The organism is Streptosporangium roseum DSM 43021, assembly GCF_000024865.1.
GTDB classification, from domain to species: Bacteria; Actinomycetota; Actinomycetes; order Streptosporangiales; family Streptosporangiaceae; genus Streptosporangium; species Streptosporangium roseum.
Genome location: NC_013595.1, coordinates 5254361 through 5266927, shown reverse-complemented (window position 1 = coordinate 5266927; position 12567 = coordinate 5254361). Strand labels below are relative to the sequence as shown.

Annotated in this window: 4 protein-coding genes and 1 pseudogene; 4 read left to right on the top strand and 1 reads right to left on the bottom strand. The window is 68.4% G+C overall.

Annotation, left to right across the window (positions count from 1 at the left end; genetic code table 11):
• The first annotated feature begins 297 nt into the window (after positions 1-297).
• From SROS_RS22980 to SROS_RS22970, 3 genes are all read left to right on the top strand, one after another.
• Positions 298-681, top strand: coding sequence for a hypothetical protein (locus tag SROS_RS22980; RefSeq protein ID WP_148269168.1), 384 nt, complete (start codon positions 298-300; stop codon positions 679-681).
• Positions 678-1361 (top strand): hypothetical protein, encoded by a 684-nt coding sequence (locus SROS_RS22975; protein ID WP_012891314.1) that lies wholly within the window; start codon positions 678-680, stop codon positions 1359-1361. Before SROS_RS22980 ends, SROS_RS22975 begins: the two co-directional genes overlap by 4 nt.
• Before the next feature lie 652 nt (positions 1362-2013).
• Positions 2014-2223, top strand: a complete 210-nt coding sequence (locus tag SROS_RS22970) for a hypothetical protein (RefSeq protein ID WP_043652695.1) — start codon at positions 2014-2016, stop codon at positions 2221-2223.
• Between the two features lie 1001 nt (positions 2224-3224).
• On the opposite strand, the gene SROS_RS46145 is transcribed toward SROS_RS22970, so the two are convergent.
• Positions 3225-9896 carry a LamG-like jellyroll fold domain-containing protein gene (locus tag SROS_RS46145; RefSeq protein ID WP_012891311.1) on the bottom strand — a complete coding sequence of 2224 codons (6672 nt, stop codon included), beginning with the start codon at positions 9894-9896 and terminating at the stop codon, positions 3225-3227.
• Between the two features lie 1696 nt (positions 9897-11592).
• On the opposite strand from SROS_RS46145, the pseudogene SROS_RS47680 reads away from it, so the two are divergent.
• Positions 11593-12488, top strand: a pseudogene (locus tag SROS_RS47680) (IS5 family transposase).
• Positions 12489-12567: the final 79 nt, after the last annotated feature.

Genomic DNA, 12567 nt, shown 5'->3' with positions numbered 1-12567 from the left:
CTCGGGCACGGCCGCCCTCATTCTGTCAGGAGACACAAGCCTCCGCCTCCCGCCCTCCCGCGCTGTCCTGATCAAGAACGGTGATGCATTGATCCCTTGAGACCGCCAACGTTCCTCGACAAGATCACTAAGCCGGTTCGGATCTCTGCGACTTTCGGGGGTCCCGTACTGGTGGAGTCACATATTCAACTGTCGCGAGTTGTCGCCCCCTAAGCCCTGATGGTGACGTTCCGTGCTCCCTGGCGGCGTAGCGGTTCAGCTGCGGAACCCACGGTGCACATCTCCCACGGTGGCCCGTTGCCCATCGTGATCCTGGAACCGGAGACACCCGGTGCCGGAGCCGACGACCTGCGCAGCCGGTACGGCTGGCCGGAATGGGACCTGAGCGTCATCCCAGAGCCGGACCCGGCCTGGCGGCTGCGGATGAACATCGCCACCCAGTCGATGGAAACGATCGCCCACGTGGATCATGAGGGCTGGAGCGACGTTGTCCTGCGAGAAGCACCCGAGGTGACCAAGCTCCCTGACGACTGGTGGCACCTCCTCGACCGCACCGAGCACGTCCTGCTGTGCGGCCCGGCCGCCGCCGTCCGCAGCCACGCCACGCCCGCCGACGCGTTGACGGCGGCGGCCGGCGCCGGCCCGCTGCGGGCCGTGGTCGCCCGGGTGAGGTTCCTGTGAGCACCGACCGCAAGACGCAGCTCTCGACGGACCCGGCCAACACCGAGCACCTGCGCTGTGGGGAGCGCATCACCATGGACGAGCTCGCCGTGCACCTGGACGCTGCCCGGGTGTGGCTGCGCCAGCTCGCGCTCGCCGCCGAAACCCCGACCGTGCCGATCGAACTCGGCGCCAACATCTGCGATCGGCTGGACGCGATGGCCGAGGAGCCGGGCAGGTTCGGCCAGAACCTCGCGCGAGCCGACACGGTCATCTCCGCATGGCAGCCGCTGCGGCCCTACCTGCCCAACCGGGAATCGTGGGGAGCCCGCGCGCACGGCTCCGACCGGCAGCAGTGGGGCAAACGGCTGTCCACCGTGCTGTCGCTGCACCAGCTACTGGCGCCGGTCTCCGACGACCTGCCCTGGCGCGACGAGGAGCCGGGCATCGCCTACCTCGACGGGCTCAACGGCATCCCCGGTGTGGGGGAGTGGGAGTCAGCGCGCGCCGCCCGGCGGCGGGCCGCGGCCCGGCAGGCAGCGATCCAGGACCAGGCCCAACAGGAGAGGTGTTCCACCTGCCAGGCCATCGCGGGCACCCACCGCCGGACGGAGAACGGCCACATCGCCGACGCCTACCACAAGCCGCGCATCACACGGGCGACCCAGGTGGTCGATGAAGCCCTGGGGGAGGAGCAGTGAGCGAGGAGGTGCGGTGCACGCCCGGCCTGCGGTACGCGACCCTGCGGTGGATCTGGGGCCGGCCCGGCCCGGCCGGCGGCTGGCAGCTGCGCCTGCCCGACGCCGACGCCGAGCAGGTGCTGCGCCCGCCCCGACGCGGCATGCCCCCGCACGAGGTCGCCTCCTGGCTGGAGGAGGTCTTGGCCGCACACAGCTGGCGTCAGCACTCCCCGGTGCGTTGGCCGCTTTCTCCCGCCGCCGATCGTGACCGAGATCCCCGTTCTGCGTGCCGAGGCGGGCACCGGCACCGAGGCGCCGATGACGTTTTGACGTCCCGCACCACCGGGGTCCCGCCTGGGTCGACATCGCCGCGGTGCTCGTCCGCGGCGCGCATCCGGGCGCCGGATCAGGGCCGGCGCGGAGCGGGGGCCTTCGGTGATCGACGCCGTGCGGCGCCACGTGGCGCCTGCACGGCATCCAGGACGGGGGAGGGGGATCGGCCGGGCGGCCCCTGCGCCCTGAACCACCCGCCCGAGACGACCCGCTCGAAAGGAAGGCTTCATGCCGCCTCACCGCCCGCCGCGCATCACCCGTACCCACGCCGCCGCGCTGCTGCTGCCCGCAGCGGTCCGGGCGGCCCTGGGTTCAAGCGCTCCTACGGCGCTGATGGCCGATGGCGCGGGCCGCCCCTGTTGTCGCCCTCGATGACGTGCTGGACGGTCGCGCCGGGCGCATCGTGCTCACCCGCGCCGATCTGATCGACGCCGGTATCGGCGTGGTGGCCGGCTCCGGCGGCCGACTGGCTCCAGGTTCAGGTCCGGCGCTGGATGTGCTGCCGGCTGACGTCAACGCTCCTTCGGCCGCCACCTGTAACTCCGGATGAGCGCCGCAGCCCAACCACCTTCTTCCCCTGCACGCGCAGCCGCGGTGCGGCTGATCGGCACAGCAGCGATCCCGGCCCCGCGCCCCTACTCTCGAATTTCCCAGGAGCATCCCGGAGGCACTCATGAGTGACCAGCAGCCGGACACGTCGTCCCCGCCGGACGGCGGACGGCCGCCGAGCCCGTGGGCCGCGACCGCCGACGCCGTCCTGGCCGACATCCACGCCCAGATCAGGTGCTGCTGACAGCCCAGGTTCCCCGAGAGTTCGCGAATTCTGAAGGGGGCATTGTGCGGAACCCAAGGTGAGATCCCTCTGATGATGGCATGTCAGGCCGTGGGTTTGCGAACAGGAGCCGTTTCTCCACGTCCTCCGATGTAGAGGCCTGGGCATCAACAGGACGGCCAGCGGTGTTAGTGGCTCCGGGGGCCGCCCCCCATCGGTGTGGGGCTTTGTGGGGTTCTTGTAGTCCCAGGGAAATTTTGTTCGGATGTGATTGTTGCTTCCCGTCCGACCGGCCTGCGCCGGCTACGTCGAGACCCTCACCCACCTGGCCTCCATTACCGGCCCAGATTTTCACCTCCATCCAGGCCGGGCGCCGCTCAGAAGGGGAAGATCTGGACTGACCTGGTTGGGATTCGTCCCTTCGGCAGCGGCGTGAAGTGACAGCGCGCGTTTGTCCCTCATCTCCCATTCCCTCGTTCGGGCGGCATGGTCGTCGTGGTGGCCCCTCAGGCCGTCGGCGATGGCGGCGGTCAAGGCCGCAGGGCGAGCGCAGCGAGGGCCGTGACTTTGAGGGCCGCGGGCCGACGGCCATCTCTCGGGCCGCGACGACCACGACGCCCCTGACCGGCGCACGACTATGCCAGGTGATCTACATGAGCCGTTGGGTGTCTGCCACGTCAGCTGGGACGTTTTCCAATGTAGGAAAGGTGTGTCGAATCGGTCCTGCGGCGCCGGGCGAGGTCGCCCGGCGCCGTAGGTAGCTCGTCAGTGACGATGGGTCATGTCACGGTGAACATGAGTACGCCCGTCAGGGCGGTGTAGCCGTCGTTGTGGAGGTACCAGGCCGCGTAGGTTCCCGGGCCGGGCAGGGCGGTGGTGGGAATGGCGAGGGTGCCGTCGGCCCCAGGGGCATATCCCCAGGCGAGGGCTTCCACCTCCGAGGGCTTCTTGTCGACCGGATACAGGCCGACCCAGTTCTTGGCGCTGACGGTGCCGGCCGGGGTGGAGTAGTGGACGGTGAAGTTCGTCCCCTTGGCGACGGACTTGGTGGTGCTGGTCAGGGTGCTCACGGGCGCCGGCGCGGCGGGCGTGAGGGCGGGGGCGTCGGAGGGGAGGTTGTAGTAGGCGGCCAGGCGGCCCACGATGGTCTCGGCGTAGGGGACAAGGCTGGCGAAGTGTGTGGCCAGAGCGGTTTTGGCTGCCCTGCTCAACGCGTTGAAGTCGCCGGTGGCGCCGGTCAGGTAGGGCTGCAGGCGGTGGATGAGCCCATAATCGCTGGTGATGCCGAGGGCGCCCATGGCTTGGGCCAGGGACGGGGTGGTGGTGGCGGTGTCCAGGACGCGGCTGACGAAGGTGACGCGGTGCATGATGCGCCAGCAGGGGGGTTTGCGGTCGGATTGCTGGGCGCGCTTGAGCGCCAGCGCGTTGGGGTCTTTGCCGCGGTCCAGCCATTCGGGGTCGATGACCTTGCCGTAGAAGTCCTCGAAGTTGTCGGTGGTGGTGTCGAGGTAGAGGGTCATGAAGCGGTAGGCGTCGACGCGGCCGGGCACCAGGATCGGTTTGCCGTCGGCGTCGAACACCGGGGTGTCGCCGTTGTGTTTTTGTAGCTGGTTGCCGGGGGCGCAGGTGACGTCCAGGCTGAAGGTGCGGGTGGCGTCCTTGGATTTGCTGCGGGTGACGCTGTAGCCGGTGGTCGTGGTGGACTCGAAGCCGAACTTGGCGCCGACGTTGCCGATCGCGAAGCCCCCGACTTCGCTCCAGCCGATGGCGGCGGTGAAGGTGAAGGAGCCGGCCGTGGTCTCGGTGACCTGGTCGGTGGTGCCGGTGGTCTCGGCGAAGAAGCCGCCGGCGGCTGTCCACACGTAGGTGTTGACGATGTTGCGGCGTGAGGCGGCCCGGGTGGCCGCGCGTCCGGCCTCGGGGTTGCCGCCCTGGGCGATTTCGGCGCCGGTGCCGCCCATCATGCCGTTCAGTACCTTGGCCGCCTGGCCGTGGGTGGGGTCGGGGGCGTGGGTCTCGGTGGACACCGATTCGTAGAAGCCCTGCAGTTGCTGCTGTTCGCGCTGGATCCGCTTCTTGATCCGGTAGGCCTCCACCGGCCGGTAGTAGCTGAACTCGCCGCGCTCCCCCTGGCCCGCCTTGGGGAAGTGCGGGTCGGGGAAGGCGCGCAGTCCTGGGGCCGTCTCGTGCTTGGCGTAGCCGACGACGCCGTCCAGGGTGCCCTGCTTGGTGTAGCGGGGGTTGATCGGGAAGGGGATCAGGTTCCAGTCGCGGGGGATGTCGGGGCTGGGCAGCATCCGGTAGGCGACCAGGGCGCCGCTGTGGACCAGGCGCAGCGCGTACAGGTCGGCGGTCTCGGACTGCACCACGGCGAATCCGGTGTTGGCCGGCACCCAGCGTCGCCCGGCGGTGGGGTTGACCTGCTTGGTCGGGTCGGGGTCCTCCCAGCCGCCGGTGACCTCCACCTTGCTGGTACGGGTGGTGTTGGTGCCTTGGGACACCTTGGTCTCGTTGCTCCAGGTGTTGGCGTACTTGAGTTCGACGTTGAGCCCGAGATCCAAGGTGGCTTCGGCCAGGGGTTGCGCCGTACCGGCGCCCAGGGGGGCGGCGACGGTCCAGATGCTCTGGGCGGTCGCTATCTCGAATTTCACCTTCGCGGACGTGTCGATGCTGTTGTTCTTGTTCGACGACAGGGCGTTGACGACGTTGTCGGCCTGGACGAAGGCGACCGAGGAGGCGCCCTTGTAGTCGTCGGCGGTGCCGGCGATGAGGTTTTCCGACGGGATCGGCGGGGCGCCTTCGATGTAGCCGATCAGTTGCGGGTCGAACTGGGCCTGGCCCACCCAGGTGGTGGTCAGCTCACCGACCTTGTACCCGGTGTTGAGCACCCACGATTTGTCGGCCTGCAGGTAGGTGTAGGCCCGTTTCAGCACCCCGATGAGCGAATCGTCGGTGAGGCGCTGGATGTCGCCGTACTCGGTGGCGGCCGGGGTGGCTGCGATCAAGGTGTGGAAGGCGGTGCGGATGCCGGTCAGCGCGGAGCGGACCTGGGCGGTGTCGGTGGAGATCGGCGCGGTGGACAGCACGATCTTGGGGGGCGGACTCGACTGGGTCAGGTGATGGCCGCTCAGGCCGGCGTCCTTCACCGTCACCCCGGCCACGGTGTCATCGGCATCGAAGGGGTAGTAGGCCAGCAGGTCCTGGCGGTCGCCGCGGACGCGGCCGAACATGTTGTCCAGGATCTGCTCCTGGGTGCGGGCGGTGCGCCACGCCCGGATCTCGTCCAGGTCGCCGGTGAACCCGTCGGCCACCACCGAGCGCGGGGAGGTGGGCCGCACCACGCTCGACGTCGTCGAGGTCGTCTTCCCCGAGGGGACGGGGCTGCCGTTGCGGTAGAAGGTGAACCGGTTCCCGTCGGGGTCGGGGGTGCGGACGCGGGTCACCGCGTGCAGCGTGGCCGGGTAGGAGCCGCACAGGTCCCGGGTCTGGGAGCCCTTGCTCTCGGGGAAGGTCCACCACGCGGTCAGGCCGGAGGCCTTGGCGGTGATCGGCACGCCGATCTGGTCGCCGTTCCTGACGACGGTCCAGATCCGCACCTCCGACAGCGCGCCCTTCAGACCGGAGGCCGTCTTGCCCACCATCATCCGGCCCAGCTCGGCCGGCGCGTCGTTGCCCACGGGCTTGGCGCCGCCGTACCACTGCGAGTCGCCGACCTTCTTGCCGTTGATGAAGAAGCAGATCTCCACCTCGGTCGTGGTACCCGTCGGGTTCTTGCGGGTGACGGCGACCTTGTTGAAAGTGCCCGCCGTCAGGGCCGTCGTCGACTTGTAGACCTTCGCCGCGTCCGAGCCGGAGCCGGGTTCGAAGGTGAAGGCGAGGCGACCGTCGGTGTCCACATACAGGCAGTAGGGGACGGCGGTGTGGTTGCCGGCGCCGAACGTGCCCTTGCCGACCAGTCCCTGCTTGGCGCCGATGGAGTCGAGTTTGACGAACGCCTCGATGGTCAGGTCGTCCACGAGGTCCAGGCCGCCCGCGCCGCCGGCGTTCAGATGGCCGGTGCCGTCCATCTGGATCGCCCAGTCCTGCTCGAACGACACCGCCAGATGCGCCCATTCGGCCAGGGGGAACACTTCGGAGCTGCGGAAGGCCTGATTGTTGATGTTCGCGTTGATGACGTAGCCGGACTCCCCGTTGGTCCGGGTGCCGTGCTCCACACCCAGCGCGTACCAGGTGTCGCCGACATCGGTGTGCAGGATGGTGTCCAAGCCGTCGACGAACGTCGGCTTGGCCCAGGCTTCAAGCGTCAGGTTCCCGGCCGCGGCCAGGGCGGATATGTTCGCCGTACTCGTCAGTTCCAGACGGTGCTTTTGGGCGGCGTCGAAGGAGAACGCCCGTCCCGGCGCGTCACCGTGCCAGCGCGGCCCCAGCGGTTCGCTGAGATTGGACGCGGTTCCCGCGGGCACCGACGCGGTGAGGGACCCGGCGTAGGCGCTGATGAGCAGCGAGCCGTGAGCCGGCGACATGCCGGCCACGTTGCACGAGGCCAGCGTGTAATCGTAGGCCGCGATGCGGACCTTGGCGCCCGTGCCGGCGGTGAGGTTGCCGGTGGTGAGGGTGATCTGCGCCGACCCCGACTGCCCGCCTGCGACGGTGCGGCTGTCCCCGCCCACCGTGATGACCGAGCCCGCCGTCAGCGTGGTCGTCAGCGGCTCGGCCAGCGTCACGGTCTTGTCCTGGACCGACAAGACCGTCCCCAGGTCCGATCCTCGTGCCGAGCCGTTCAGCACCGCGGCCAGGAGGTCGGCCCGGTCGGGTACCGAGGGAAACGTCTCGACCGTCGTACCCCGGCTCACCTCCACCTTGCACATGCCGGTCCCGGTCGCGGTCACCTTCACGTCGAAGTCGGCCAGTTTCATCGCCACATCGCGGCCGGACAGGCGCAACGTGCCGCCCGTCACGGCGATCTCCTTGACAGCGGGGGAAATGGTGGTCGCGTAGTAGACGGCGAAGAACTGGCCCTCCCCGCCACGGAAGTACAGCGCCACCTCACCGGTGGAGCTGTCGAGCAGCGCGGGGGCGTGACTCGTCCAGGCGACCGACAACAGGGCACCCAGCACGGTCAGGCCCGAGCGGTCGATGCACACCTTGGGCATCGCCAAGACCGCCTCGGCCGCACCGAGCAGCGCCCCGGTCATCGTGGCCTGCGCGTTGAGAGCCGTCTCCAAGGCCGCCTTGTCCGCACCGAGTCGCTTCTGGGCCTCGGACTGGCGATCAGCTTCCGGATTCAGGACGGCCGCCTCGGCGAAGAGTCGTCTCTCCCTCTCCCGGTGGCCGCCCCAGTCGCGGGCCGGGCCAACGATGGTCCGGTTGAGCGTGTACAAGCTGATGGCGCCTCCGTCGTACAGCTCGTGATCGATCTGGGCCAACCGCGCCCTGGTGCCCGCGAGCCGCGCAGCGAGCACCTGGTCGTTGTAGAGCTGACCGCGGGCCGCGGTGACGGCCTCCTGGGCGGCCCGCAGCTTGTCGCTGTCCTTGGTGGGGTCGGGCACGCCGATCCAGGTCAGATCGATCACTCCCGGCGCTGTGGCCAGCCTCCCCTCCCGCGACAGTGCGAAGTCCAGGGTCGCGATGTAGGAGCGGCCGGTCGGCTCACCCGTCGGCGGCGGCCCCGAGGTGGCGAAGGCCAGCAGTACCCGCGCCTGCCCCTTCTCCGGCGACGGCGTGTGGCCGTATCCCGTCACCGCTGGTTGTTGCTGGTAGTACAGGGTCGCGGTCAGACCGCAGACCACCTTGCGCCCGGTGATCGAGAACGACTGGCGGCTCATCCCCGGGCCGTCGAACAACGGTGCGTCCGAATCCGTCCACACCGGACCGGCCTCGAACGTGCCCTCGAACTTGTTGACACCGCGGTCGTGCACCTTGGTGCCCGAGCCCTCGTCGAAGGGAAAGTAGGCATACAGCCCGGCTTCCGTGCCGGCCGGCCGTTGCCCCCGCGCCGAGAAATCACCGCGGGGAAGCGTCCAGATCCGCACCTCGTCGATGTGCCCGTTAAAGGGATCGGCCTGCGCCGGGCCGGAAACGACCCGTTTGCCGACCACGAGTTGGGCGGTGACCTCGACTTTCGCGGCCGTGGCGAGGGTCCCCACGGCCACGCCGTCCAGGAACAGTTGCATCTGCGACCCGTCGAAGACCGCCGCCACATGCGAGTAGACGCCCATCGGCACCGCCGAGGTGGAGGTGAGAGTCTGAGAGCCGTGGCCGAACAGCAGCTTGCCGTCGGCCTTCAGGCTCAGATAGGCCGGGGTGGCCAAGCCGGTCGTGTCGGTGCGGCCCACGATGAGCCCGGTGGTGGTGGCGGTGGCGGGCTTGATCCAGGCCTCCATCGTGTACGGCCCGGCGGTCACCGCCGTGGAGGTCTTCCCCGCGATGACCGGGGCGCTGGCCGTGTTGTCGAATCGCAGCGCGGTGCCTCCCCGGTTCTGCGATGGGCGCACCGGCACCAGCAGTTTCCCGGTGTGGGAGTCGATGCCCGGGGCCCGCTCCAGCACTGAGCTGGCGAATTTGGGGTCGGGACTGGTGTAGAGCTGGGTGCCGGCGACGTTGAACAGCCCTTCGGGACTTTGCTCCAGGTTGTAGCTGTGCAGGAGGCCGGCGTCGTCGGCGGTGAAGATCTGCCAGCGCGAGAACCCCGAGATCGCGGTCGGCAGCGACAACACCGAGAAGATCCCGCCGCTGAGCTTGCCCGCGAACGACAGCTTCATGGTCGGCTCGTAAAACAGCCGCCCCTCCATGTCGCGGGTGCCGAGTGTGTCTCCGCCCGAAGCGGGGGCGATTCGGCTGCGGCTGCGCTGGTAGCGCGCCTCTACGACCGGTTTGAGTTCGGCGCCGACCAGCACGAACCGGTCGCACAGCAACGCGGAGTCGGCTGCGGCGACCTTGGCCCCGCCGACCAGGGTGTAGTCCTTGCGCGTCGAGTCCCCCGACCACAGGCCCCCGCTCGTCTTGTACACCGACCCCGAGTCACCGGCCGCGACCGACTGGCGAAACACCAGGATGTGCCGGCCGTCGGAGAGCACCTGGATGGGGAAGGTAGAGGTCAGCCGAGCCGTCGTCGACAGGAACGGATCATCCTCTCCCGGCAGCAGCTTCTCCGAGAACGACGCCTCCACCGAGCCACGCCTCTTCACCGTCGGCATGACCGCCGTCAGCGGCGTCTCCGTGCTCACCTCGACCATCTCGGTGGGGAAGGGCAGCAGTCCCGGGTCGCTGTTCCAGTAGGCCGCATCCAGCGCTCCCCGCGCCCGGTCGGCCTGGTCCAGGCTCAGCACGCTGTAGTAGATACGCCGGTCGGCCCCCACCGCGAAGGCGACGACCATGCCGTCGTGGCGGACCATCGTCGTGGAGACGTACTCGCGGTCCTTGTAGACCTTCACCAGGTTTTTGTCGTGCACGAAGCAAACTCCTGACCATTGACGCCCGAGAAACACGTGAAGACATCCGCGCACCACAAAACAAAACGTGATGCGGCCGGATTGAATGCGTGCGCGAACACGCGCACGCGAAAGAATTAGATTTACGCGCCCGTCAAGGGGGCGCGCAACAACGGCTCAAATATCACACGTCGGCGCTGTGAGCCGACGTGTGCGGCCCATGTCCGGCGGCGCTGTAGAGCTTCTACCTCATCGCCTGGGCAGATAGACGCCACTCCTGGTTCGACTTCCTCTCTCCGTAGGACTGAGGCGCGTCTTGGGCGACAGCGATGCACATCCCGCCGATACCGCCTGCCCAACACGAACCATCAACTAAGACATCACATTGCGTGGCAAATAACAACAGACGGTTTCGGCGTGTTGTGCCGTTTTTCGGCGTGGCTGCGATTTCCGCATTGTTGACTCTCGATCCTTGCTGTCTCAACTGTCGCCAGAAATATGGCCTGACCTTTTCCCCTATGGATCACGGCCGATATCATGCAGCGGAGACAGCTGTTTTGATGTGCGTTTTCTGATGGTTTCACTGCGTCTCGGTCAGTTCGAAATAAGAGATTGTCCACCTGCCGTAATTTGCGCCTCGCCGATACCCGTTCCGTCGACGGGCAGTGCGCCCGCGCACGGCACAACCGTCGAGGCCACCGTGGACCGGCATCGACTGTCGCCCTGGAGCGCGACGAAGATCCGTTATCACGCCGCCACACGCCAATGACTCAAGGCCGTCACGCGAAACCACGAGGCAAGATCACGGCAATCCGGTGCCTCGCCTCGACTTCCCGTGTATGGAGGTTCGCCGGCGATGCGCCAGGGCCCGCGTTCAGACTCCTCGGCGCGCTGTTGCCCCGCGGTGGCCACGTTCACGGCCCGCTCGCTGGCGGCGATCACGGCCGCGGTCGTGTCCTGGGCAATGGCGGCGCGCCGGTCGGCGGCACCGCGGTCGGCGACACCCCGAGGACGCCGGAACCCGGGCCCGCGATCTGCATCGGCACCGCGTACGCCCCGGCCTGAACCGCGCCGCTACGGCGCCTTCTTCGATACCCGCCTGGCACAGCTGGCCCCCGTGGGCGCCACCTGGCCGCCGACAGCGTGGCTTTCACCTCAAGCCGACACCCTGGGCAGCATGTCGTCTCCCAGGGCGGCGCCATCGAGTACGCGCACCGAATCCCCGCCGCGCGGCTATCGCCCCGCCCGCTGACCAGCCCGCTTCACCGTTACCTCCCCCGAACTCGCCATCGAGGTCAGCGCACCCTGCGACGAGGAGCACCGCAAGACCGGCGGCCTGCTGATCGACTCCCAGCAGGGCACCCAGCTGGCCCTGCTCGGGCTCGGATACCCCGCAGCTGGGCGAGGGCAACGACGCCTTGGACACCCTCATCGCCGACCACCCCGACAGCTCGTGGAGGCCTGCCGTGACAAGGACGTTCCGGCCCCTGTGCTAGCCACCGTCACCGAGCAAGCCGAGACCACCCGTATCCAACTGCACGACCAGGCCTGACGATCAGACCTGAGGTCCCACACACCGCTCTTGAAGCCCCTTCACACAAGGGCCGGGGGCGCCGCAGGACCATACGAGTCGCCGGCGGCCCGCCCAGGGCCGCTAGGGCGTGTCCCGTGGATCTTTGATGGCGGTTTGGTGTAGATCAGTCCAGTGGAAGATCGCCTGAATCGTCATGATCTGACCGATGCCGAGTGGGGACGGCTGGCGCCGCTGCTGCCGGTCAACCCGCGGCAGGGCGGCCGATGGGCCGATCACCGAACGGTCATCAACGAGGTCTTCTTCCGGGTCCGGACCAACATCACCTGGCGTGACCTGCCGCCCTGGTACGGGAACTGGAAGACCGTCTACAACCGGCATCGCCGCTGGTCGATGGATGGCACCTGGGAGAAGATCCTGGACGGTCTGCGCGCTGGATGCGATGAGGCCGAGGGGGAGGACTGGACGGTGAGTGTGGATTCCACTGTGGCGCGCGCTCATCAGCATGCCGCCGGAGCTCGTCGTGAGCCGCCCGCCGACATCCCGTCAAAGGGGACGGCGTAGATCACAAACCGGGCACGGGCCAGGAGGCGCTGGGCCGCTCACGGGGCGGGTGGAGCACGAAGATTCACCTGGTCGCCGACCGGCGCTGCCGGCCGATCGCCCGGATCATCAGCCCCGGTCAGCACGGCGACAGCCCGTACTTCCGGCGCATCCTGGAGCGGGTGCGCATCCGGCGTCGCGGTCTGGGCCGTCCTCGCCGGCGTCCGATACGTGTGCTGGCCGACAAGGCCTACTCCTCGCGCGCCAATCGCGCCTACCTGCGCCGACGCGGCATCCAGGCGGTCATCCCGATCAAGAGGGATCAGCAGGCCAACCGACTCAACCGGGGGCGTAAGGGCGGGCGACCGCCCGGCTTCGACGCCGAGCGGTACAAGGAGCGTAATACCGCCGAGCGGTGCGTCAACAAGCTCAAGGGCCACCGCGCGGTGGCCCTTCGCACCGACAAGCGCGAACGCATCTACGAGGGCACCATCGACGTCGCCTCGATCAGGATCTGGCTCCGTGACCCTGTCCTATGATCCACGGGACACGCTCTAACGCCACGGGTTGTTCGGTCGTTGCAAGCAGCGGTAAGACAGACCGCTTGATCAGCTATTT